General features: G+C 67.3%; 17 protein-coding genes. 5 read left to right on the top strand and 12 right to left on the bottom strand.

All coding sequences use genetic code 11. From position 1 onward, the window contains the following. Nucleotides 1-121 precede the first annotated feature (121 nt). Nucleotides 122-1,207 carry a tartrate dehydrogenase gene (locus tag ACTJLF_RS09995; protein ID WP_440882989.1) on the bottom strand — a complete coding sequence of 362 codons (1,086 nt, stop codon included), beginning with the start codon at nt 1,205-1,207 and terminating at the stop codon, nt 122-124. Nucleotides 1,208-1,558: 351 nt separating this feature from the next. Here ACTJLF_RS09995 and ACTJLF_RS09990 point away from each other — a divergent pair, with 351 nt between their 5' ends. Together ACTJLF_RS09990 and ACTJLF_RS09985 are read left to right on the top strand one after the other, a co-directional pair. Next, nucleotides 1,559-2,992: a sensor histidine kinase gene (locus tag ACTJLF_RS09990; RefSeq protein WP_440882988.1), complete on the top strand. Its 1,434-nt coding sequence runs from the start codon at nt 1,559-1,561 to the stop codon at nt 2,990-2,992. Between the two features lie 31 nt (nt 2,993-3,023). Continuing rightward, the gene (locus ACTJLF_RS09985; protein WP_440882987.1) at nt 3,024-3,884 is read left to right on the top strand and encodes an aldo/keto reductase; all 861 of its coding nucleotides are present in this window, start codon (nt 3,024-3,026) and stop codon (nt 3,882-3,884) included. A gap of 150 nt (nt 3,885-4,034) precedes the next feature. On the opposite strand, the gene ACTJLF_RS09980 is transcribed toward ACTJLF_RS09985, so the two are convergent. The 8 genes from ACTJLF_RS09980 to ACTJLF_RS09945 form a co-directional block, all read right to left on the bottom strand. Further along, nucleotides 4,035-5,525: a nucleobase:cation symporter-2 family protein gene (locus tag ACTJLF_RS09980; RefSeq protein WP_019655063.1), complete on the bottom strand. Its 1,491-nt coding sequence runs from the start codon at nt 5,523-5,525 to the stop codon at nt 4,035-4,037. A 164-nt stretch (nt 5,526-5,689) separates the two neighbouring features. After that, nucleotides 5,690-6,679 (bottom strand): NAD-dependent epimerase/dehydratase family protein, encoded by a 990-nt coding sequence (locus ACTJLF_RS09975; RefSeq protein WP_440882986.1) that lies wholly within the window; start codon nt 6,677-6,679, stop codon nt 5,690-5,692. 57 nt (nt 6,680-6,736) lie between these two features. Further along, nucleotides 6,737-8,503, bottom strand: coding sequence for a phosphodiesterase (locus ACTJLF_RS09970; RefSeq protein ID WP_132752725.1), 1,767 nt, complete (start codon nt 8,501-8,503; stop codon nt 6,737-6,739). 119 nt (nt 8,504-8,622) lie between these two features. Next, nucleotides 8,623-9,162 (bottom strand): helix-turn-helix domain-containing protein, encoded by a 540-nt coding sequence (locus ACTJLF_RS09965; protein ID WP_132752724.1) that lies wholly within the window; start codon nt 9,160-9,162, stop codon nt 8,623-8,625. A gap of 1 nt (nt 9,163) precedes the next feature. Then, nucleotides 9,164-9,925, bottom strand: a complete 762-nt coding sequence (locus tag ACTJLF_RS09960) for a GntR family transcriptional regulator (protein ID WP_019655067.1) — start codon at nt 9,923-9,925, stop codon at nt 9,164-9,166. Nucleotides 9,926-9,939: 14 nt separating this feature from the next. After that, nucleotides 9,940-10,677 carry an aspartate/glutamate racemase family protein gene (locus tag ACTJLF_RS09955; RefSeq protein ID WP_440882985.1) on the bottom strand — a complete coding sequence of 246 codons (738 nt, stop codon included), beginning with the start codon at nt 10,675-10,677 and terminating at the stop codon, nt 9,940-9,942. 42 nt (nt 10,678-10,719) lie between these two features. After that, nucleotides 10,720-12,213, bottom strand: coding sequence for an NCS1 family nucleobase:cation symporter-1 (locus ACTJLF_RS09950; RefSeq protein WP_019655069.1), 1,494 nt, complete (start codon nt 12,211-12,213; stop codon nt 10,720-10,722). Nucleotides 12,214-12,569: 356 nt separating this feature from the next. Next, the gene (locus ACTJLF_RS09945) at nt 12,570-13,925 is read right to left on the bottom strand and encodes a hypothetical protein (protein WP_440882984.1); all 1,356 of its coding nucleotides are present in this window, start codon (nt 13,923-13,925) and stop codon (nt 12,570-12,572) included. Nucleotides 13,926-14,274: 349 nt separating this feature from the next. Between ACTJLF_RS09945 and ACTJLF_RS09940 the strand changes: the two genes are divergently transcribed. After that, nucleotides 14,275-15,057, top strand: a complete 783-nt coding sequence (locus ACTJLF_RS09940) for a winged helix-turn-helix domain-containing protein (RefSeq protein ID WP_440882983.1) — start codon at nt 14,275-14,277, stop codon at nt 15,055-15,057. A 58-nt stretch (nt 15,058-15,115) separates the two neighbouring features. Here the strand turns inward: ACTJLF_RS09940 and gspD are convergent, their stop codons facing one another. Next, nucleotides 15,116-17,788: a type II secretion system secretin GspD gene (gene gspD / locus ACTJLF_RS09935; protein WP_440882982.1), complete on the bottom strand. Its 2,673-nt coding sequence runs from the start codon at nt 17,786-17,788 to the stop codon at nt 15,116-15,118. 551 nt (nt 17,789-18,339) lie between these two features. Here gspD and ACTJLF_RS09930 point away from each other — a divergent pair. Then, nucleotides 18,340-19,089, top strand: coding sequence for a TerC family protein (locus tag ACTJLF_RS09930; RefSeq protein WP_019655075.1), 750 nt, complete (start codon nt 18,340-18,342; stop codon nt 19,087-19,089). A 31-nt stretch (nt 19,090-19,120) separates the two neighbouring features. Here ACTJLF_RS09930 and ACTJLF_RS09925 read toward each other — a convergent pair whose 3' ends face one another. Further along, entirely contained in the window at nt 19,121-20,857 is a 1,737-nt protein-coding gene (locus ACTJLF_RS09925) for an S-layer protein (RefSeq protein ID WP_440882981.1), read from the bottom strand. A 163-nt stretch (nt 20,858-21,020) separates the two neighbouring features. Here ACTJLF_RS09925 and ACTJLF_RS09920 point away from each other — a divergent pair, with 163 nt between their 5' ends. After that, on the top strand, nt 21,021-23,069 hold the full coding sequence (locus ACTJLF_RS09920) for a putative bifunctional diguanylate cyclase/phosphodiesterase (RefSeq protein WP_126185320.1): 2,049 nt from the start codon (nt 21,021-21,023) through the stop codon (nt 23,067-23,069). A gap of 21 nt (nt 23,070-23,090) precedes the next feature. Here ACTJLF_RS09920 and ACTJLF_RS09915 read toward each other — a convergent pair whose 3' ends face one another. After that, the gene (locus ACTJLF_RS09915) at nt 23,091-24,317 is read right to left on the bottom strand and encodes a M20 family metallopeptidase (RefSeq protein WP_126185319.1); all 1,227 of its coding nucleotides are present in this window, start codon (nt 24,315-24,317) and stop codon (nt 23,091-23,093) included. Nucleotides 24,318-24,336: the final 19 nt, after the last annotated feature.

The following is a 24,336-nucleotide window of genomic DNA, read 5'->3' as shown; positions in this document are numbered from 1 at the left end:
TCTCGAGCACGAGGAAGACGATGACCGAGGCGCCGATCAGGGTGCCGATCAGCGTCAGCGTGCGCTTGAGCAGGAACAGGCCCATCTCAGCCTCTCAGGTCGCTAGGGGAAAGGCAGGGCGTCATGCTGCCGAGATGCATTCGGCGATCGCGCGGCCCACGTCCACCGTGTTGGCCGTGCCGCCCATGTCGCGGGTGCGCGGGCCTTCGCTCAGCACGGTCTCGATGGCCGAGAGCACGGCGGCGGAAGCCTGCGCGTAGACGGGATCGTCGCCGCCGAGGTGGTCGAGCATCAGCGCGGCCGACCAGATCTGGCCGATCGGATTGGCGATGCCCTTGCCCGCGATGTCGGGTGCCGAGCCGTGCACCGGCTCGAACAGCGACGGGAACTTGCGTTCGGGGTTGAGGTTGGCCGACGGCGCGATGCCGATGGTGCCCGTGCAGGCCGGGCCCAGGTCGGACAGGATGTCACCGAAGAGGTTGGAGGCCACGACCACGTCGAACCAGTCGGGGTGCTGCACGAAGTGCGCGCACAGGATGTCGATGTGGAACTTGTTCGTTGCCACCTCGGGATAGCGCTTGGAGATCTCGGCCAGGCGCTCGTCCCAGTAGGGCATGGTGATCGAGATGCCGTTCGACTTGGTCGCGGCCGTCAGGCTCTTGCGCTTGCGGCGGTTGGCCAGCTGGAACGCGTAGTCGATGATGCGGTCCACGCCGGTGCGGGTGAAGACCGCTTCCTGGATCGCCATCTCGCGCGGCGTGCCCTCGAACAGGCGGCCGCCCACGGAGGTGTATTCGCCCTCGGTGTTCTCGCGCACCACCAGGAAGTCGATGTCGCCGGGCTTGCGGTGCGCCAGCGGGCCGGGCACGCCGGGCATCAGGCGCACGGGGCGCAGGTTCACGTACTGGTCGAAGTCGCGGCGGATCTTGATCAGCAGGCCCCACACGGCGATGTGGTCGGGCACCTTGTCGGGTGCGCCCACGGCACCGAAGTAGATGGCGTCGTGGCCCTGGATCTTGTCGGCCCAGTCGGCCGGCATCATCAGGCCGGTGCGCACGTAGTGGTCGGAGCCCCAGTCGAAGTGGTCGTAGGAGAAGTCGATGCCGAAGCGGCGGCCGACCGCGTCGAGCACGCGCAATCCTTCGGGCATGACCTCGACGCCGATGCCGTCTCCTGGAATCACGCCAATCCTGTGCTTTTTCTGCATTGACTCAACCTGTTCAAAGTTCGTTCGTTTCGGGGGACACCGGCGCTCGTGACGCGGGCTTTCGAAAAAATTCTAGAAGCGAGAAACGGGCCCGCGCAGGGGGTTCGCACCCAGTTGGCCTTGACAAAATAAGAAGGTCATGCAGCTGCGTTTTCCTCTGTGGATGGAGGAATCTCGTGTCACGAAACCGACTTCGAATTCGAATAATTAGAAGGCTGAAGCTCCCGATGGCTGCCGCGCAAAGGCCCTTGAGCCTCCTTCATGAAGGCTTTCTGAAGCAGGCCGCGCGGCCCTGCCGGATACTCCGCGCGCTCGCGAGGCGCTCCGCAGAGAACGCTCGCCAGGAGAACCATGAACTTCTTGTCCGTTGCCGCGAAGGCGATCGCACGCCGCATCCGACGGTGGCTCCAGCCCTCGCTGGTGCGGCGCCTGCTGTTCGCGCAGATCGCGGTGGCGGGGCTGCTGTGGAGCGCCACGCTGGCGTTCTTCCTCTACGACTCCAATCGCCTGCCGGAGCTGGTGCGCTACGACAGGATATTCCTGAGCATCATGGCCTGCGCGCAGAACCTCGCCTTCGACCCTGCGCGGCAGCAGCAGACGCTCAAGGCCTTCGACATGGCGCTGCAGGAGACGTCGAGCGACTTCAAATCCGATCAGGACCGGGCGCCCGTGCTGCAGGTGTGGCAGCAGGGCCGGCTCATCTACAACTCCACGCCGAGCGTGCCGCTCATGCACACGCAGATGCCCGGGCGGGTGGAGCGGGTGCGTGCCGGCGAGCGCGTGTGGCGCGCCCGCGCAATGACATCGCCGCTGCTGGACACGCGCGTGCTGTTGGCCGAACCCGACGTGCTGCGCTTGAACTTCACCATCGAGCACCGCAGCTACTACCTCCTGCCGCTGGCCATCAGCCTGCCGTTCATCGTCTTCCCCGCCTGGCTTTCGGTGATGCTCGCGCTGCGGCCGTGGCGGCCGTGGCGGCAGGTGACGAAGGAGACCGCGGAGCGCGGCCCGGCCGATCTTTCCCCGCTGACCTTCGAGCCGCCGCACAAGGAGCTGCAGCCGCTGGTGAACGGCATCAACGGCCTGCTGCGCAGCGTGCGCGACCGGGCATCGCGCGAGCGCGGGCTGATCGCCGACGCGGCGAACGAGCTGCGCACGCCGCTCGATGCGATGCGGATGAACGTCGAGGCGCTGAAGGCGCAGACCGCCGACCCCGGCCAGCGCGAACTCATGGCCAACCTGCTGCGAAGCAACGACCGCGCTGCGCGGCTGGTGGGCCAGCTGCAGCAGCTGATGAGAAGCGACGAGATGCCGCGGGACGCATCGCCCGCGACCCTGGCCTTCGACGAACTGGTGCAGTACCGCATCCGTCTCGTCGAGGCGCTCGCTCGGGCACGCGGCATTGCGCTGGAGTTCACGCACGACGAGGCAACGCCTGTGGCGGTGCATGGCGAGCGCGAGAGCCTCATATCGATGGCGGGCAACCTCGTGGAGAACGCCATCAAGTACAGCCCCGATGGCGGCATGGTCAAGGTACGCGTCTGGCGCGAGGCATCGGAAGCCGTCCTGCAGGTGACCGACGAGGGGCCGGGCATCCCGCCCGCGCTGCGCGAGCGCGTCTTCGACCGCTTCTTCCGCAACCCGGACCAGACGCAGTCGGGCAGCGGCCTGGGGCTGGCCATCGTCAGGTCGGTGCTGGAGAAGCATGGTGGCCGCATCGCGTTGTCCGATGGTGAGGGCGGACGCGGCCTGTGCGCGACGGTGTGGCTGCCTTCGTCCGGCTGACAAGCGGGCGCATCCCTCTTAGGATGGGCCGATGCGAACACTTCAACTCCCCACCGGCGGCGAGATGCCGGTACTCGGCCTCGGCACATGGCGCATGGGCGAAGACGCGAAGCGCCGCGCCGACGAGGTCAAGGCCGTGCGCGAAGCCATCGCGCTGGGCTATCGCCTCATCGACACCGCCGAGATGTACGGCGAGGGCGGGGCCGAGACCGTGATCGGCCAGGCGATCGGCGAAGCACTGCGCGCAAACGACGCGCGGCGCGACGAGCTCTTCATCGTCAGCAAGGTCTATCCGCACAACGCCAGCCGGCGCGGCACGCGCGACGCCTGCGAACGCAGCCTGAAGCGGCTGGGGCTCGACGCCCTCGACCTCTACCTGCTGCACTGGCGCGGCAGCCATCCGCTGCGCGAGACGGTGGCGGCGATGCACTCCCTGGTCGCGGATGGGCGCATCGCCCACTGGGGCGTGAGCAACTTCGACGTCGACGACATGGAAGAAGTCGAGGAAGCCATCGGCGCCGAAGGCCCCGGCTGCGCTGCCAACCAAGTCTACCTGTCGCTGGGCGAACGTGGACCCGAGTTCAGCCTCCTGCCCTGGCAGCGCGAGCGCGGCATTCCGCTGATGGCCTACAGCCCCATCGACCAGGGGGCGCTGGCGGAGGACGACGGACTGGCCGAACTTGCCGCCAGGCTTGGCGTGACCGCCGCGCAGCTCGCATTGGCCGCCGTGATCGCGCGGCCCGGCGTGGTTGCCATTCCGAAGGCGGTGCGCAGCGCGCACCTGAAGGAGAACCTGGCCGCTGCCGAGTTGAAGCTCGACGCGGCGACGCTGGCGGAACTGGATCGCCTGCATTCGCCCCCGCGACGCAAGACGCCGCTGGCGATGATCTGAGGGCTCAGAGAAAGGCAGAACGGTCGTAGGCAGAGGGCGCCAAGGTTTCGCCAAGGGCCCGAAAGAAATACCAGGTAGGTCTTTCTTTGTGTTTTTTGCGCCCTTTGCGGATTCTTCGCGTCCTCTGCGTCCGGCCAACCGATCCCGTATTCAGTGAGCGTCCGCATGCTTGGCCGCAGCGATCACCGCCTGCTCGTCGTGCTTCGCGCCGTTGAGGAACAGGTTCAGCAGCACCGCGGCGACCGACGCCAGCAGGATGCCCGATTCGATCAGCGAGTGGATGGCATGCGGCATCCACTGCTTGAAGTTGGGGGCGATCAGCGGAATCATGCCGATGCCCAGCGACACCGCGACGATCATCGCGTTGTGGCGGTTGTTCTTGAAGTCCACGCCCGACAGGATGCGGATGCCAGTGGCGGCCACCATGCCGAACATCACGAGGCCCGCACCGCCGAGCACCACCGTGGGCAGCGATTCCACCAGCGCCGCCATCTTGGGCAGCAGGCCCAGCACGATCAGGATGATGCCGCCGGCCACGCACACGTAGCGGCTCTTGATGCCGGTGACGGCGACGAGCCCCACGTTCTGCGAGAAGCTGGTGTACGGGAAGGTGTTGAAGATGCCGCCGATCAGCGTGCCCAGGCCGTCGGTGCGCAGGCCGCGCGCCAGGTCCTTCTGGCTGATCCTGCGGTCGGTCATTTCGCCCAGCGCGAGGAACATGCCGGTCGATTCGATCATCACCACGATCATGATCAGCGTCATCGTGAGGATCAGGATCGGGTCGAACTGCGGCATGCCGAAGTGGAAGGGCAGCACGATGTCGACCCAGGCGGCCTTGCCGACCTTCTCATACGTCATGAGGCCGGTGAGCGAGGCCACGACGGCGCCGATCACGATACCCAGCAGCACCGAGATGTTGGCGACGAAGCCCTTGGCGTACTTCACGATCAGCAGGATCGAAACGAGCACCAGTGCAGCCACGCCGAAGCCCGAGAGGTCGGCGTACTTGGGGTTGGGCACCGTGGGCAGGATCGCGAAGCCCTTGGGCACGGCGGGAATGGAGCTGCCGGGCGAGGTCACTTCCGCAAGCCACTTCGCATAGACCGGGTCGACAAGCGCCGGCGCGGTCGGGCCCACGGGGTTGCCGAAGATCCAGTTGATGCCCACGCGCATCAGGCTGATGCCGATGACCGCGATGATGGTGCCGGTGACCACCGGCGGAAAGAAGCGCAGCATGCGGCTGACCAGCGGCGCGATCAGTATCGACACCACGCCCGCGCCGATGATGGCGCCGAAGAGCAGCTGCGCGCCGTTCTGTCCGGGGTTGGCGTTGGCGATGGCCACCATCGGCGCGACGGAGGCGAAGGTCACGCCCATCATCACCGGCAGCTTGATGCCGAAGAACTGCGTGGCGCCCAGCGCCTGGATCAGCGTGGCGATGCCGCAGCAGAACAGGTCGGCCGAAATCAGCAGCGCGACCTCGTCGGGGCTGAGCTTGAGCGCGCGGCCCACGATCAGCGGCACCGCGACGGCGCCCGCATACATCACCAGCACGTGCTGAAGGCCCAGGGCCGCGAGCTTGCCGGTGGGAAGCCGCTGGTCCACGGGATGGACTGTGGAGGGAGTGGTGTCGGCCGTCATCGTGTGTCTCCTGCTGCGGCGAGAGAGGGATTGATCGAGGAGAGGCGGGCGACACGGCTGGGCATGCGCACACCTCATTGTGTACGCCAAACTGTATACAACTTATGCAACAATCCGGATTCAGGAAAACCCGCATCCGGTGCGGGGCCTTGCCCCCATTTGTTTCAGTGCGTTGCGACGGGGTAGGGGCCTTCGTCGAAGACTTCGGCGTGGTAGCCCTTGCTGCCCACGTCGAGCGCGAGCTGGCTGCGGAAATCGCGGCCCTCGCGCAGGCAGCGCAGCACGTGCGCGAAGTCGTGCTGCGGCTTCCATCCGAGCTCGCGCCGCGCGAGCTCGTTCACGTAGACGCGGTCGAGCTGCCGCGGCAGCGTCCAACCCCGCTTCGCATAGAGTGCCTCCGCCTCGGGGAAGAGGCGGCTCAGCACGGCGGCCGCGTCCTCGCGCAGCATCGGCAGGTCGCCGCGCGTGAAGGGCGTGGTGGCCGAGACGATGTAGCGGCCGAAGCCGATGCGCCGGGCGTGGCGGACGGCCAGAAGATGGGCTTCCACCACGTCCTCGATGTCGGCGCGGCGGTGCAGCAGCTCGTTGGCCTGCGCGTTGTCCAGCGAATGCAGGCTGCGCGCCGCCGCGTCGTCGTCCTCCTCGGGGAAGAAGCGCGATGTCTTCAGCACCACGACGGGCAGGCGCTGCCTGCGGTGGAACAGCTCGCACAGGCTCTCGGCCGATGTCTTCGTCACGCCGTAGATGTTCTTGGGCACCGGCACCACGTCTTCGGTGATCCATGCGGCGGGCATGCCCTGCGCGGGCGTGAGCGCGGAACCGAAGGTGCTGGTCGTGCTCGTGAACACGAACGACTCGACGCCCGCGGCGACAGCCTCCTCCAGCAGCCCCAGCGTGCCCGTGATGTTGGTGTCGACGAACGCCTGCAGGCTGTGCGTCGCCACGTGCGGCTTGTGCAGCGTGGCGGCGTGGATGACGCTGCGCACGCCCCTCATGCAGTCGCGCACGAAGGCGCGGTCGGTGATGGAGCCGGTACGGTCGGTGAAGGCGGAGGGTGCGATGTCGATGCCGCGCGCGTCCTGCGAGGTCGAGCGCAGGGTACGCATCAGCGCCTCGCCGAGGTGTCCGGCGCTGCCGGTGATCAGGATGGTCATGGCCGCGAGACTATCGCCGGTCGCCTGGACCGTCCACGCATAAGTTATGCGCGATTCTCAGCCTCGCGGCCTGGCCTCGCGCACCGTGAGCCCGGAGGCCGCCTGCTTGGCGTCGTGCTTCGCGATGGAGGCCTCGCCCGCCACGTCCTCGGCATGCCTGAACATGCCCGGCGGGATGCGTACTGCGCCGATGGCCAGCGTGGCGAAAGGCGTGAAGCGGACCACGCCGTGCCGGTCTTCGCCCTCGATGCCGCCGGCCTGCCGGTCGGCCTCGTCGTAGAGGCCGGGTGCCTGCTGGTTGAAGGCCTCGATCAGCCGCACGCAGCGCTGGTGCCAGTCGGGGCTCTGGAACAGCATCAGGAAGTCGTCGCCGCCGATGTGGCCGACGAAGTCGCGATGGGCATCCGCATGCAGCGCCGCGAGCCGCGCGAGCAGCAGGATCATCTCGTCGCCGCGCCAGTAGCCGTAGTGGTCGTTGAATACCTTGAAGCTGTTCAGGTCGGCGTAGCAGGCCGCGAACTCGGCACCCCTGTCGAGCAGCCGTTCGATGTGGATGTTGATGGGGATGTTGCCCGGCAGCGATGTCAGCGGATTGGCGTGCCGCGCCGCCTCGATGCGCGCCTCGGTGACCGCGCGCACGAGCTGGTCGCCGGTGCCCAGGCCCGCATAGCGCTTCTTCTCCGTCACGATGAAGCCTTCGTTCAGGTAGCGCTGGTCCTCCGACATCAGGATGCCGAGCAGGCTCTCGACGTTCTCCTCGCGCTCCACGATCAAGGGCGTGCTGCTGCCATAGGCCAGGCAGGGACGCCGGCCATGCACCTCGCGGAAATACAGCCGCGCATAGTCGTTCATGAACGACTGCCGGTTGATCAGCGCGACCGGCGTCGCGCCCTCGACCACGGCCAGCGCATGCAGCTGTGGGTGCTTCTGGAAGACGGTCGCGACCTCGTCGACCGGCGTCAGCGGGTGGAGTGCGGGCGCCTGGATGATCGACAGGCTGCGCAACACATTGGGCTGCGAGGTTTGCGATGCGTGCGGCATCACCGCGATGCGGCTGTCGGTGATGGCGGCCGATACGGGCTCGGGCAGCGCCGGCAGCAGCCGCGGCGCCGGCGGGCCGAACAGGAAGCCCTGGCCGTGGGCGATGCCGAGGTCTCGCAGCACGCGCAGGTCCTTGGTGTTTTCCACGCCTTCGGCGATGAGTTCGCTGCCCATCGCGGTGCCCAGGGCGACGATGGCACGCACCATCGCCACGCTCTGCGGGGAGTCGCAGATGCCCTGGGTCAGCAGCTTGTCGAGCTTCACGAAGTCGGGCTGCAGGTCCTTCCAGCGCTGCAGGTTGGAGTGGCCCTGGCCGAAGTCGTCGAGCGCGACGCGCGCACCCAGCGCATGCAGCGCCTTGACCGCATCCTGCAGCGCTGCTGCATCGGCAGCGGCAGATTGCTCGGTGAGTTCCACTGTCACGTCGCGCGCCGCGATGCCGTGGTCCGCCGTCATGCGTTCGAACCGGCAGGCGCCGCCGGAGGCGTCCATGGCTTCGATCAGGGTGTCGGCGCTCATGTTCACGAAGAGCCGGCCCGGCTTGTCGAGCCGACCCCAGTGGGCGAACACCGCCTCCACGCAGTGCAGCTCGAAGCCCGTCAGCCGGGATTCGGCGGCCGCCTGTGCGAGCATCGCCTCGGGGCCGGGAAGGGCGATGCCGGCGCCGCTGCGGATCAGGGCCTCGTGACCGAAGATCGTTCCCTGGCGCAGGTCCACGATCGGCTGGAAGAACGGAGCGATCGCAGGATGCGACGGGGCGCTGGGCGGGGAGGGCCGGGGCATGCTGTGGAGGTTGTTCGTCGGCGGCTCTCGCGCGGAAGAAAACAAGCAAGTAGCCTTTTTGGGCTACAGAATGCCGTATTTATATGACAGGTGCACGGGCCGCCCTGCCACCGCCAGGGTCAGGCGACGGTGGTGACGATACGCCCCGCGCGCCCGTCGGACAGCGCGATGCGCTCCCACAGCACACGTCCGGGAAGGATCGGCACGACGCGGTCGGTGTTCGGCCCGGTGGCGATCTCCAGCGACGACAGCTCGCCCGCGTGCCAGCCCAGAGCGTCGAGCGTGGCCTCGGCTTCGAGAATCTCCTGCGAGGCGTAGCCGATCAGCGAGCGGCCCATGAATTCGCTGGCGTCGGCGCGCCATTCGGACTGGCGCGAGGGCGATGCGGCCAGCAGCCGGTGTGTTCGGTCGCAGATCAGGTGCACCTTGCGCGTGGACGACTCGACCAGCCGCTTCAGCGCGGCGTCCTGCGCCGAATCGCACGCTGCCGCAAGCAGCCGGTGTGCCACGGCCTGCTGCGCCGGCGATAGCGCAAGCTGTCCGCGCTCCCAGCGCGACACGGTCGCCTGGCTCACGCCCATCAGCTGAGCGAAGTGAGCCTGCTTGATGCCGCGCAGCAGCCGCATCTGACGCAGCGCGAGGCCGAGGTTCCTGCGCATGTCAGGCCAGCAGCGCCTTGACCAGGTCGAGCTGCCGGTCGGGTTTTTCGGTGCCGAGTTCGAGGCTGGCCTCGATGCGCTCCAGGTGCTCGGTCATGCTCTTCACCGCGGCTTCGACGTCGCCCTTGCGGCACAGGCGCAGGAACTCCGCGTGCTCGTCCGACGAGCAGTGCGGGTCGTTCGAGGAGTGGTAGAGCATCGCGATCAGCGAGCTGCGTGCCACCAGTTCGCGTACCAGTTCGGCCAGCGTGCGGTTGCCCGTGGCCTCGGCCAGGGTCACGTGGAAATCGCCCAGCAGCTTCTCGCGCACCGTGCCCATGGTGGTGCTCTGGCGCAGCGCGGTGCGTTCGAACTTGATGTGCTGCTCGAGCGCCTGGTAGTCGCGCGCCCGTGCACTGGCGATGAAGAGGCGCACCACCTCGCTCTCGAGGATGCGGCGCACCGCGAACACCTCGCGGGCTTCCTCGACGGAAGGCTGGCTCACGAACGCGCCCTTGTCGGGAATCATCTCGATGAGCTTGTCCTTCGACAGCATCAGCAGCGCCGCTCGCACCTTGGTGCGGCTCACCGAATACACGCGTCCCAGCGCCTCCTCGCGCAGCCAGGTGCCCGGCGGCAGGCGCTTCTCGACGATCGCGGTGGCGATGTCGTTGGCGATGCTCTCGATGGAGCTGTTCTTGTCGGCCGGTGCCGCGCCGTTCTCTTCCGGAACGGCGGCGGTGGCAGCAGGGGCAGGAGATCTGGTGGAACTGGCGCGGGGCATGCGCGGATTGTGGCCTACCGCGCGAGGGTGAAGCCTTCGAGTGCGCCAATGATGGGCTTTGGCAGGGGCTTTGCGAGTTCGCCGCGCTTGCTGGTGCGCAGCTTCAGCGTCACCAGCGACTCGATGAGCTTGGTGCCCGCGGCCACGCCGTCGATCACCGGTACGCCCAGTACGCCCTCGATGTGCTCGCACAGGTCGGTCATGCCGGCGCAGCCGAGCACGATGCAGTCGCTGCCGTCTTCTTCGAGCGCGCGGCGGCACTCCTCGACGATGCGCTCCCGGGCGCGCGAGCCGGGCTCCTCCAGTTCCAGCACCGGCAGCTCGCAGGCGCGCACGTTGGCGCAGAAGCGCTCCATGCCGTAGATCTCGGCCAGGTGCCAGGCCTGCCCGATGGTGCGGCCCAGCGTGGTCACCACGCTGAAGCGGCTGCCGATCATGCTGGCCAGGTGCATCGCGGCCTCGGCGATGCCCACCACCGGGCCGCGCGCCAGTTCGCGTGCGGCCTTCAGGCCCGGATCGCCGAAGCAGGCGATCACGTAGCCGTCGATGCCGTCGCGCTCGCCCGACGCGATCTCCTGCAGCAGGCCCGGAACGGCGAGCGCCTCGTCGTAGTGGCTCTCGATGGACACCGGCCCCATGGCCGGGCTCACCGCGACGATCTCGGTGCCGCCCTGCGCCACCGCGCGGGCGCAGGCACCGATCTTCTCGGTCATGCTCCAGGTGGTGTTCGGATTGATGATCTTGATGCGCACGGCGCGGTCCCTTTCTTTCTGTCTATCTGACTAACCGGTGGTTCAGGTCTTGTTGCTGCGGTTCAGCACGGCATAGATGATGAAGCCCAGCGCCATGCCGATGAACCATGCATAGTTGGCGGCGCCGCGCAGCGTCGGCACCATCACGCAAAGAATGGGCACGATGGCCGCCGGCACCAGCGCCTGGATCGCCTTCGGGTTGTAGCCGCCGCTGTACCAGTATTCGCCCTTCGGGCTCATGCTGTAGAGCGCGTCAACGTCGATGCGCTGCTTGCGCACGATGTAGTAGTCGGCAATGAGGATGCCGAACAGCGGGCCGATGAACGAGCCGAGCACGTCGAGCGTGTAGTGGATGACTTCGGGGCTGTTGTAGAGGTTCCATGGCGTGAGGAACACCGAACCCACCGCGGCGATCATGCCGCCCGTGCGCCAGCTGATGTGCTGCGGCGCCACGTTGGAGAAGTCGAACGCGGGCGAGACGAAGTTCGCGACGATGTTGATGCCGATGGTGGCGATCATGAAGGTCAGCGCGCCCAGCACGACGGCGGTGGTGCTGTCGATCTTGCCCACGGTGTGCACCGGGTCTGTGATGAGCTCGCCGAACACCGGCAGCGTGGCGGCGGTGGTGATGACCGTCAGCAGCGAGAAGAACACGAAGTTCACCGGCAGGCCCCAGAAGTTGCCCTTCTTCACCGCCTCGAAGCTCTTGCCGTAGCGCGAGAAGTCGCCGAAGTTGAGCATCGGCCCGCTGAAGTAGCTCACCACCAGCGCGATGGCCGAGAGCATCACGGGCAGCGCGTCCCAGCCCTGGAACTTGATGCCGCCCAGGTTCAGGTCGATGTTGCTCCAGCCGGCCTTCCACACCAGCCAGCCGCACAGGATGGCCATGACGACGTACACGGCAGGGCCGGCCCAGTCGATGAACTTGCGGATCGCATCCATGCCGTGCCAGAACACGAAGGCCTGCAGCACCCACATGACCATGAACGCGACCCAGCCCAGGGCGGACAGGCCGGCGAAGCCGTACTTGGTGACCTCGGCGTAAGGCGCCAGGCCGGGCGCCATGTGCAGCGCCAGCACCATGAAGGCGGCAGAGGCGAGGTAGGTCTGCACGCCGTACCAGGCCACCGCGATCAGTCCGCGGATGATGGCCGGAATGTTCGCGCCCAGCACGCCGAAGGGTGCACGGCACACCACGGGGTAGGGCACGCCCGTCACCTGGCTGGGCTTGGCCACGAGGTTGCAGAAGATCTGCACGATCACGATGCCCACCAGCAGCGACACCAGCACCTGCCAGCTCGAAAGGCCCAGCGCGAAGAGGCTGCCCGCGGTGATGTAGCCGCCCACGCTGTGCACGTCGGACATCCAGAAGGCGAAGATGTTGTACTGCCCCCAGGTCTGCTTCTTCAGCGGGGCGAGGTCTTCATTGGTCAGGCGCGGGTGGTATCCGGGCTTGATGACGGCATTCGATTCTGCGTGCGGCGCAATGCCGGCTTCGCTCGCCCCCGTGGGGGCCTGGCTGACGACTGTGCTCATGGTCTTACCTCTTGCGGGTGGGTGGATCAGAACCTGTTTTGACGCAAATTTCGCGCCGGATTATCGGGTGCGTTATTTGTATACAAAAAACGAACGCAATCAAGGTCATTCGAGAACTCATATATCGGTGTAATCCCTGAGGTCTTCGCGTTGGCGTCGGGCGCGGCGCGGGCTCACGGGCGTGTCCGTCCCTGCGCTGCTGGCCGTGGGCAAGCGCGGACCGAGGGAATAAGGGGGCGGGGAGGCGGATGCCTCGGGATGGGGCGAGACCGCGTAGCGGCGCACCCGGGAGGTGCACCGCTACGCGGCCAGTGCTGCACGATGCGGCGGCGTGCAGTGGGAAAGCTTGACCGGCCTTACTGGCGGTGCTCCTTCTTGTGCGGGGCGGCGGCCTGTTCGTGGGGAGCCGGAGGATGCTCGGGATGCCCATGCGAAGGCCCGGGCGGGTGCGGTCTCGGTGCGGGAGCAGGTGCCGACACCGGCCTCGGTGGCCGCTGGGGCCTCTGCTCGCCTCCCTCGTGCACTGCAACTGGCGGGCGCCCTTCATGCGCCATTCGCGCATCGTCGGCGGGCGGCTTCGGTCGTTGAGGCAGCTCGGCGCGGGCCTGCGCCGGCGTCGGTGAGGCCACTGCAGGCTCGGGCCTCCTGGCAGGGGCCTCGGACATGAGCGGCTCTGGACGCGACTGCGGTGCAGGGTGCGAAAGAGGCTCGCCATGCGCCTGCGCCTGCGCCTCGGCGCGGCCCTGTGGTTCAGGGCGCGACTGAGGCGCAGAGGCCGGCTGCGGTTGCGAAGGTGGGCGAGCCGCAGCAGCCTGTTGTGCGGCAGGAGTCCCGGGAACCGCAGGGCGGAGCGCCTCCGCCGACCGTGCCGCGGGCGGCGGTTGACGGTCGGCCGGCAGCGCGGCGACCGGCTTCGCGCTCGCCGGAACCGGCGCCATCGCGCGCACGACGGGCGGGAGCGCAGCGGCAAGGTGGGCACTTGCCGGAATCGCGGCTTCGAACGGCCTGCCGCTCGCGGTCGCGCTGGCGGGCGCCACCACCTTCACTGCCTGGCTGTTGTTGTTGATGTTCGTGACGTTGGTGATGTTGTTGACCGTCGTGTGGTTCGTCACGCTGTTGATCGTGGTGTTCTGCACGCGCATGCCGACGTTGTTGACCGGCGGCGCGCTGACGACCACCGCCGGCGGCGTACCGATCGGGGCAGGCACGATCAGGCCGAGCCGCGAACCGGGAGGCGCGGGAACGAACACGCCAGGCGGCCCGATCGGAGCGAGCCCTGCCACCACGCCGGCCGCCGCCACCGACACTGCAAGGCTCAGCCCCAGCGGCGGCGGCACGAACGCGACGCCCGGCGGCGACCAATGGCCTGCGACGAAGACCACCACGTTGTCGCGGTGCTCGTAGTAAGGCTGCACCCATCCATAGCCGGGTTGCGGGGGTGCGGACCAGCGGCCTGCGGCCCACACCCAGTTGCCCTGCCACGTCCAGTAGCCGCCGGTCCACACCGCGCCCGCGAAAGGCGGGGGCGGCGGCACTTCCACGAGCATCGGCGGCGGAGCCCATGCCACCGCGATCGGAGGAGGCTGATACAGCGGCGGATCGACGTACACGCTCACGACAGGCGGTGCGGCGACAGCGACGTGCGCGGGCTGCACGACGGTGCGGACCACCGGAGCCGGCGGTTGAACGACACAGCCTGCAGTCAGGCTCACCACCAGAACTCCTGCAATCTGAAGTGCGGGGAGAGAAGAAGGTGCTTTTCTCATTCGATATTCCCGAGGACGTGCACGAATGGCACAGGGAACGACCTAACGGGCCCTCGAAAACAGTCGATGACAGCGCCAGGATGAATTTCATGCGGTAACGATATTTCGTTCGTCGAGTCGACCCATGTCAGGCTGCACTCAGGCCGAATATCGTCCGTGAATGAAGGGATGAACGACTCAGGTGCAGGAAGACGAAAAGACCGATCGTCTTCCTAAGTAATGAATTAGATCAATGATCTACAGCAAACATATAAGAACACGGTAGCTCCACTCTGGCGCGTTGGAAGGAGAAACCGTGCGGCTTCTGGATTCAAAACTTTCTCTCGACCACGCATCGAGCAGTGAAATCGTCGACACCGAAAAAGGACGAGTTAAGGAGGGCGTCGAAGATATCGATGCCACCCGGATACTGCTCGTCGATCACCGTGCCAGCTTTTGCGATTCGATGAATCAGGCGTTGCAGCAGAAGGGTTTGCTCATCGACGTATCGCGCGGTGCCAACGCGGCAGCGACGCCTGCGCTCGCGCGGGACTACTCGCTGGTTCTGTTGAATTCCATGCAGCCCGGCATCGCTGGCCTGAGCGCTGTGCGATCGATCCGGCGCAAGACGAACGCGCCCCTGCTCGTTCTGACCGAGCGCGACAGCGTTGCCGTGCGCCTCGCGGGCCTGGAGCTCGGAGCGAGCGACTACCTGGTCAAGCCTTTCACGATGCCCCAGCTGCTGTCGCGCATCAGGGCGTTGGCACGCAACTGCGCTGCGCGCCCACAGCCGATACTGTGGCTGGGCGATCTGGAGATCAACGAATGCGATGCGACCTGCTGCCGCGACGGCAAGGACCTCGGCCTGACCAGGATGGAGTTCGTGCTGCTGCTGGTGCTGCTTCGCAATCAGGGTCAAGTGCTGTCGCGCGATACGCTCGCCCGCGAAGTCTGGGGCACGGAGTTCGATCCCGCCACCAACGCGATCAACGTCGCCATACTGCGCCTGCGCAACAAGCTCGATTCACCGTTCGAAGTGAAGCTGCTGCATACGGTGCGAGGCAAGGGCTATGTGCTCGAGCAGCGGACGCGGTCGTGAAGGGCCCGATCGCCACCTGACGGATCGAAGCGCTGGCGGCCAGCGAACCTGGTTCGTGCTAGGGCAGTTCGCGCGCACTGACCGGGTCCGCCGTCGGCGGCAGCGCGCCGCGCAACGGGCTCGGCGGTGCCAGGTTGCGATCATCGATGGCGGGTCGCGGTGGCGGGATGAGTTCGGTGCCCTCCATGCGCGTGCTGCCGCCTCGGCTCGGTGCGCGCGCCAGCGGCGCATCGGGCAGCAGCGGCGCGGCATCCACCGCACGCAGCATGATGTTGCCGGTGTCCGGCTGCGTGCGCTTCTGCATGCTGCGGATCTCGTCGTAGCGGCCGTAGGAGAAGGACTCGATGGACTCCGCATCGCGCATCACGGCGGGGCGCAGGAACATCATCAGGTTGCTCTTGGCGCGCGTGCGGTTCTCGTTCTTGAAGAGGTTGCCCACCACCGGCACGTCTCCTGCCAGCGGCACCTTCTCGATGGTGTTGTTGTAGGTGTCGGAGAGCAGGCCGCCGAGCATGACCAGGCCGCCGTCTTCCACCAGCACGTTCGACTCGATCGAGCGCTTGTTGGTGGTCGGACCGTTCTGGTTGTTGACCGTGTTCTGGTCGACTGTCGATGCCTCCTGGAAGATGGTGAGCTTCACCGTGCCGTTCTCGTTGATGGTCGGGCGCACGCGCAGCGTGAGGCCCACGTCCTTGCGCTCCACGGTGGTGAAGGGATTGACGCCGACCGAACCGGCGGCGCTCGCGTACTGGCCCGTGACGAAGGGCACGTTCTGGCCGATCACGATGCGGGCCTCCTCGTTGTCCAGCGTCAGCAGGTTGGGTGTGGACAGGATGTTGGCGTCGCCGTCGCTGCTGAAGAAGTTGGCGATGGCGCCCAGCACGTACAGTCCGCCGATCCTGCTGCCCACGCCGATGTTCAGGCCCGGCGCGATCTGGCTCGCCACGCCGGCGGCATCGCGCGTGGCCAGCGCCTGGGTGAGCGCGAGGATGTTGTTTCTGTTGAGGCTCGAATTGGTGCCGATGACGGCGTTGCCGCCCAGTGCATTCTGCCACTGCACGCCGAAGCTCGAGGCCTTGCTGGCGTTCACCTCGACGATCAGCGCCTCGATCATCACCTGGGCCCGCCGGCCGTCGAGCCTGTCGATCACCGCTCGCATCTGCCGGTATTGCGGCTCCGGCGCGGTGATGATCAGCGAGTTGGTCGACGGATCGGCCTGGATCTGGCCCCCGGTGGAGGGCTGGTTCGCGTTGTTCAGGGGCGCGTCGGCCGCGCTCGAAGTGCCGCCCTGGCCTCCCCCGTTCGGGCCCGCCTGCGAGGCTGGCTGTTGCCCCTGCGCAGCCGCGCCGCCACCTGCAGCCTGGGCCGCGTTCTGCTGGCCCGCCGCCATCGCGGCACGCAGCGTGACCGCGAGCCGCACCGCGTCCGCGTTCTTCAGGTAGACCACGTAGATGTTGCCGGCGGCGCCGTTTCCGGTGTCCGCCGGCGGGCGGTCGAGCTTGTCGACCAGCGCGCGCACGAGCTGCATGCGCGCCGGGTTGGCCGCCCGCATGAGCACGGAGTTGCTGCGCGGGTCGGCCATCAAGGTGGTGCGGAACGACGTGTCCGGCGCGTTCGAGATGGGTGCCGCATTCGGCGACTCCGACATGCTCGACATGCCTGATGCGGCCGACAAGGCCGATGCACCCGAACTGCCGCCGTCGATCAGCCGCTGCAGCATCGGCACGATGTCGGTGGCGAGCGCGTATCGCAGCTGGATGATCTCGACGTCGGACGCGTTCGGAACATCCAGCGACGCGATGACGCGCGCGAGGCGACGCATGTTGTCTGCGTAGTCGGTGATCACGATCGAGTTGGTGCCCGGGTTCACGTTGATGCTGTTGTTCGGCGCGATCAGCGGGCGCAGCACCGGCAGCAGGTTGTTCGGCGACTCGTAGTTGAGCCTGAAGATCTGCGTGACGACCTGGTTGCCGGCGTTCGCCGGGATGGCGCCGATCGAGGTATTGACGGTGCCGCTCTGCAGCTTGGCGCTGGCCTCGGGCACCACCTTGTAGAGCCCCTCGGCTTCCACCAGGGCGAAGCCGCGCAGTCGCAGCGCGAGGGCGAACTGGTCGAAGGCCGCGGCCGGAGGGATCGCTCGCTCGGTGACGAGGTTCATCGTGCCCTTCACCCGCGGGTCGACCGCCACGTCGCGGCCGGTGACCACCGCCATGGTCCGCGCCACCGCCTCGATGTCTGCGTTGAAGAAATTCAGCGTGACGGGTTCGCTGCCGGCAGGCACTGCCCTGGCGCTGGCAGGCGGGCGAGCCTGCGTCGGTGAGGCTGCAGCGCCGGCGGACTGCAGCTTGACCCTGAGCGTACTGCCTTGGATCTCGGTCTTGTACGAAGCGGGTTGCCAAAGATTCAGCACGACCCGGCTGCGCTCTCCCGCCTGCACGACGTTGATCGAACGCAGGTTGGCCTGGTTCACTTCGACGGCCGCGCGGCCCACCTCGCTGGCGACGCCGGGAAAGTCGAGCGCGATGCGCGCGGGGTTCTGTATGGCGAATCCGCCGGGCAGCTCGTCGAGCGGTTGCGCCAGCTCGATCTGAACGACCGTGGCTCCATGCTGAACGTAGCCCGACACGGCCTTGATGGTGTTCTGCGCTTGGGCCAGCCCCAATGCGCTGCAGAGCAGCAGGCCGAGGCATGCGGCGCGAACGCTTCGCGCGCCATCGAACCGTGCGCTCATGCGTCAGCGCCTGCACAACCTGCGGTGGCAGGGGTACCTGGCAGGGACAAGGCTCCTTCGCCCGCGCATGGCGCGGGCCGGAACGAACGGCCGCGTTCGGGGCTGACGGCCGACCGGTTCATCGTGCAGGTTCGAATCGCAGGGAAAAACGGCATCAGGGGCCGACAACGATGGTTTGAGTTTCCGCACCGATCCACATCGTTGCTGCTAAAGGCTATGCCGGAAGAGGGATGCGCCGTCAGGTGCCTCCGGGCATGCATGCTCGCTGATTCGCTCTGCGGCCACTAGCCATTCAAATGAGATGGAGAACCTCATTTTTGTATGCAATCGTTGGGCGCCTGGCGTGGCCCAGGATGACCGGCGATGCCTTCAAGGACTTCTTTACGGAATGCGGCAGCGACGGGACGCTCGCGGTATCGGCCGGCGTTGCGGCCCTCTGGCGCGTAATGGCCCATGAGGCGAGGGGACGCTGGCGCCCGGCGCGCGGGGACCCGTAAGATGCGCTCGCCCGCAGCGGCCGCCGGCCGCACGTGCTGCAACCGCGCCGTTCCATGCTCGAACTTCTTACCGACCCTCAGGTCTGGATCGCCTTCGCCACCCTGACCGCGCTGGAGCTGGTCCTGGGGATCGACAACATCATCTTCATCTCGATCCTGGTCGACAAATTGCCTCTCGCCCAGCGGGAGTTCGCGCGGCGCATCGGCCTTTTCATGGCCATGTTCATGCGCATCGGGCTGCTGCTGGTGCTCGCCTGGATCGTGGGGCTGGTGGCGCCGCTCTTCACCGTCTTCAACCAGGAGATCTCGGGGCGCGACCTGATCCTCATCCTGGGCGGGCTGTTCCTGATCTGGAAGAGCACGAGCGAGGTCCACCAGTCGCTCGAAGGCGAGCAGGAGCACAAGCAGAGCGCCGTCAAGGCGACCTTCGCTTCGGTGATCCTGCAGATCATGATCATCGACCTGGTGTTCTCGCTCGACTCCATCATCACCGCTGTCGGCATGGTGGACGACGTGCGCGTGATGATCGCGGCGGTGATCGCCTCGGTGCTGCTGATGATGCTGTTCGCCGGCCCCATCGGCCGCTTCGTGTCGGCCCATCCGACCATCAAGATGCTGGCGCTGTCCTTCCTGGTGGTCGTGGGCGTGGTGCTCGTGGCCGAGGGCTTCGACCATCACGTGCCCAAGGGCTATGTGTACTTCGCGATGGCGTTCTCGCTGATCGTGGAGATGCTCAACATCCGCATGCGCACCAAGGCCGCCCGGCGCGTCGAGCTCAACCCGCCGCGCATGCCCGGCGATTGAACCGCGGGCCGCACGGCGTTCGTCCGCCGCTCTACTGTGCAGCGACTTTCACGAACACCGGGTTCGAGTAGAACCACAGGTCGCTGTAGTTGCGCGCATTGATCGCGTTGAAGCGGGCCACGTTGTCGGTGCCCGTGGTCTGCGCGTCGGGCAGCGGCTCGCCGCCGGCGGTCTCGTTGGGCACGTCGGTGCCCAGGTTGGTGCCGCGCAGGCGGAAGTACTGGTTGTTGCCGGCCTTCACCGTGTAGCTCACCGCGAAGTAGCCGTCGGCGTCGAGCTTCCAGTCGCTGCGCGTGAAGCGCTTGAGCACGCGCGTCGACGGGTTGGTATCGCGCGAATAGCCCGCCGTGCCGGGCTGCTCGGGGCCGGTCACGTCGCCCGCGATCAGGTCGATGTGGTCGACCACCGGCTTCACGTTGGCGAAGATGCCGCTGCCGAGCTGGTATTCGAAGTTGTTGCGCTCCGGGCTCTTGAAGCGGATGGTGATCGTCAGGTCTTCTCCGGCCTTTGCCGCCACTTCCGAGCCCATCTCGCCGGCGGCCTTGGCACTCCGGACCTTGAAGTCGAGCGCATCGATCAGGCCGCCGTTCACCGCGAAGAGCTTGCCCGAGCGCATGGCCGCGAGCAGCGACTTCGGGTCCTTGATGTCGCCGAACAGGTGGTTCTTCGCATATTCGCCCGGGGCATAGCCGCTGCTGTACTGGCCCTTCGAGATGGTGAAGTGGTAGTCGGAGTCGGCCACGTTCCAGATGTGGCGGCCTTCGGAGAGCAGCGCGTCCCAGGTGCCGCCGAGCCTGGCGACCAGGTAGTCCACGCCCCCGTAGGTGCGCGATGGCAGGTTGGCGTCGGTATAGGCGCTGTTGTAGCCGCCGCGGTCGGGCTCCATCTGGTTGCCGACCATGCCTTCGAGCGAGAACACGATGTTCGGCGCCAGGTCGTTCATCTCGCGCAGCTGGGCGATGGTGTACTTGCCGGGGTTGCGCGAGGGGTGGTTGATCTGCAGGTAGCTGGTGTCGGGGTAGTTCTTCTTGAGCCAGGCGATCGCGGCCAGGGTCTCGGCGTGCGTGTTGTAGCCGGTGCCCGCTTTCGGGCCCCAGGCCGCCACGTCGGCGGCCGGGAAGAGCGCCGCGTCGCGGTTGGTGAAGAGGTATTCGAACTGGCTCGCCGCCTTGAGGGCGGCGTCGGACATCGGGTTGTCGGTCAGGATGCCGACGTTGCCGTGGTCGTGCGAGGGCATGTCCCATTCGAAGGCCGCGAAGATGGTCTTGTCGGCGTACTTGCCGCTGGCCTGCAGCGCCTTGATGCGCGGCACCTGGTACTTGGCCATGCCTTCCGAGAAGGGGATCGAGGCGGCCAGCTTGTTGCCGTCGTTGTCGTAGGAGGACAGGCGCAGGTGGTCCGAGATCGCGGCCCAGTCGAGGCCGAACTTGTCGAAGGCCTTGGACAGCACCTGGTCGAGCGTGGTGACCTGCTGGGTGTCGTCCGACTGCATCGTGTGGACGTGCAGGTCACCGACGGTCCAGCGGCCGGCCGGGGCGGGCGCCGCCGGCGGAGCCGCAGCGGGGGCGGGTGCCGGCGCCGGAGCCGGGGCGACCGCCGCGGGGGTGCCGGTCGCCGTGGGGAAGAATGCGGGGATGCCGGAGCCTCCGCCGCCGCTGCCGCCGCAGCCGGTGAGCATCAGGGTGCCGACGGCGAGCGTGGAGAACAGGGTGCGGCGCAACGGAAGCGCGGGCGTGAAGGGAGGCGGGGTGGTCGGAAGCTTGGACATGGCGGGCTGAAAAGGGCGACGCGCACCTGGGTGCGCGCCTCGCAAAAAGCCGCGAGTCTGGGCAGAGGCGATGACGCTCTGATGAAACTCGAACGAAAGTTCGTTGTCACCACGCACCATCCAGGCGCGAAGAGGGCCTTCGCTCTATAAACTGTGCCCTTTCATGATTCCCAGCGCACCTTCTTCACCGATCACCGCGTCCGTCGACGATCAGGTGCTCTCCCGCATGGTGCGCACCGACCAGTTGGTGGCGGTGCGCCGCAGCGTGCTTGCGGCCATCCCCATCAACATCGTGCTCAGCTGCGTCGTGGCGCTGGTCGCCCTCAACGCCGGCCGTGCCTTCGAAGGCCTGTGCTGGCTGCTGCTGTCGCTCATGGTGAACGGGGTGCGCAGCTATATCTGCCGCTGGCCCTTCGCGCCGTGGCCGGGCGTGGCGCCCGAAAGCGGCGTCGCGACGTCGCCGCAGGCCCGGCCGGTCGAGTGGCACCTGCGGGTCACGACCGCCATGGCCGCCTTGTCGGGCTGCGTGTGGGCGCTCATTCCGCTGCTGTGCGACGGCTATTCGTCGCCGCAGACCGTGTTCTACCTGACGGTGGTGTGCGGCATCTGCGCAGGGGCCGTCACCTACGGCATCGCCTATGCATTCGTGCCCGTCGCCTTCATCGTGCCGGCGCTGCTCTCGGTGGCCGGCTGCCTGGCCTATGCGGGCGGCTTCGACAACCTGAGCCTGGCGGCAATGGTGCTGCTGTACCTGGCGGCGCTCGTGCGCGGCGCGCTGCACAGCGACAGGAACTTCCGCGAAAGCAGCCGCATCCGCAACGAAGCCACGGCCATGGCGGTGCAATTGCGCAAGGCGCACACGCAGTCGCTGGACGCGACCCAGCAGCTGGCCTTCCGCGCCTCGCACGACTCGCTGACCGGCCTGCTCAACCGCGAGGGCTTCACCGACGCGGCAACGCTGCACCTCGCGGCCCCCGACGGCCGCCGGCACGCGCTGCTGCTGCTGGACCTCGACGGCTTCAAGGCTGTGAACGACGCCTTCGGCCACAAGGTCGGCGACCGCGTGCTGCAGGACGTGGCCCACTGGCTGCAGCGGGAGACCGCCGAGATGCAGGCCGTGCTCGGCCGCTGGGGCGGCGACGAGTTCGCGCTGCTCTACTGCCTGCGCGAGGAGCGGCAGGCACCGCCCGAGATCGCACAGGCGCTGATCCGTTCCATCTCGTTCGCCACGGCGCACTACGGCGGCCACCTGGGCGTGAGCATCGGCATCTCGGTCTCGAGTGAGGCCGAGGTGGCCGACATGATCAGCTTCGCCGACGAAGCCCTCCACGAGGCCAAGCGCACCGGGCGCAACCGCTACCAGGTCTTCGACGGCGCGCTCAACCAGCGCCTGGCCACGCGCCGCGACGTGGAGCGCGACCTGCTGCAGGCCATCGGCTCGCGCGACATCGGCGTGTGGTACCAGCCGATCATGAGCAGCGACGGCAGCGAGGTGCACAGCCTCGAGGCCCTGATGCGCTGGAAGCATCCGCGCCATGGCTACATCTCGCCGGAGGAGGTGATCTCCGCGGCCGCGAGCACCGGTGTGGCCGAGCCCCTGCTGCGGCACCTGGTCGATGAAGTCTGCCGCGGCATGCGGCAGCTGGAAGCCGAGGGCTCGAGCCTGGCGGGCGTGCCGGTGGCGATCAACGTCTCGCCGCGCGAGATGGCGCAGCTTGCGGTCGACGACATCGTGCTGGGCATGCTGAAGCTGCGCAGCATCGCGCCGCGGCGGCTGCAGCTCGAGATCACTGAAGAGGTCGCGCTCGACACCCACGCCACGCGCGGCCGGCTGAGCGCGCTCTCGGCCGCGGGCATCGCGATCGTGGTCGACGACTTCGGCGTGGGTTTCTCTTCGCTGGCGTCGCTGCGCAGCGAATATGTGCGGCAGGTGAAGATCGACCGCAGCTTCATCCTCGACCTGTCGTCCTCGCCGAGCAACGAGGTGCTGGTGGATGCCATCGTGCAGCTCGGCCACTCGCTGGGCGTGCAGGTGGTCGCCGAGGGCGTGGAAACCCAGGCCGAACTCGACGTCCTGCGCAGCCTGGGCTGCGGGCTGGTGCAGGGCTATCACCTCGCGCGGCCTGCGCCGCTTGCCGAGGTGATGGCGTGGGCCGCCGCCCGCTCGGCGCCTCCGTCCGCAGCGGCACCCGCGCCCGTTCCGGCAGGCTGAACGGCCCGCCTCTTCAGTGGGTCAGGCCAGCAGGTCGCTGAGCGTGCGCGCGATCACCTTGGTGGCGCGGCGCAGGTCTTCGAGCACCACGCGCTCGTCGCTGCGCTTGGCGTGCGATTCGAGCACGGTGCGCGGGCCGGCACCATAGATCACGCCGGGAATGCCGGCTTCCACGTACAGGCGCACGTCGGTGTACAGCGGCGTGCCCATGGCCTTGATCGGCTCGCCGAAAAGCTCTCCGCCGTGCTTCTGGATCGCGTCGACCAGCGGCTTGTTGCCCGCCAGCGGCTTCATCGAGTTGGCCAGCAGCAGGCGCTTGATCTCGACCGTGATGCCTTCGCTCTCGGCGGCCGCGTCCGCGATCACCTTGCGGATGGTGGCTTCCACTTCCACCGGGTTCTCCTCGGGGATCATGCGGCGGTCGAGCTTGAACACCACCTTGCCCGGAACCACGTTGGTATTGGTGCCGCCCTCGATGCGGCCGACGTTGAGGTACGGGTGCGTGATGCCCTCGACCTTCGAGGTGACCTGCTTGTAGAGCGTGTTCTGCGCATACAGCGCATTCAGGATCTTCGTCGCGCCCTGCAGCGCGTCGATGCCCGTGGCCGGCACGGCGGCGTGCGCCATCTTGCCGTGCACCGTCACTTCCATCTGCAGGCAGCCGTTGTGCGCGGTGACCACTTCGTAGCTGAAGCCCGCCGCGATCATCAGGTCAGGCTTGGTCAGGCCCTTCTGTAGCAGCCAGCCCGGGCCCAGGATGCCGCCGAACTCCTCGTCGTAGGTGAAGTGAAGCTCGATGCTGCCCTTGGCCGGCTTGGCCACCGCTTCGAGCGCGCGCAGCGCGAAGGTGAAGCTGGCGAAGTCGCTCTTGCTCACCGCCGCGGCACGGCCGTAGAGGCTGCCGTCGACGATCTCGCCGCCATACGGGTCGTGCGTCCAGCCCTCGCCGGGGGGCACCACGTCGCCGTGGGCATTGAGGGCGACGGTTCTTCCGCCGTCGCCGTACTTGCGGCGCACGATCAGGTTGGTGATCGACTCGAGCCCGTAGTCCTTCACTTCCTGCGCGGGCACCGCGTGCTTCTCGGCCGTGAGGCCGAAGTCGTTCAGCAGCTCGGCGGTGCGCTCGGCATGGGGCGCGTTGTTGCCCGGCGGCGTGTCTGTGGGCACCTGCACCAGTTGCTGAAGGAACTTCACTTCCTCGTCGAAGTGGGCGTCGATCCAGGCATCGAGCTTGGCGTAATCGGTCATAGAGAGCCTCTTCAAATAG

The sequence above is a fragment of the Variovorax sp. 22077 genome (genome assembly GCF_052044195.1).
Classification (GTDB): domain Bacteria; phylum Pseudomonadota; class Gammaproteobacteria; order Burkholderiales; family Burkholderiaceae_C; genus Variovorax; species Variovorax atrisoli.
This window is presented reverse-complemented; position numbering and strand designations above follow the sequence as displayed.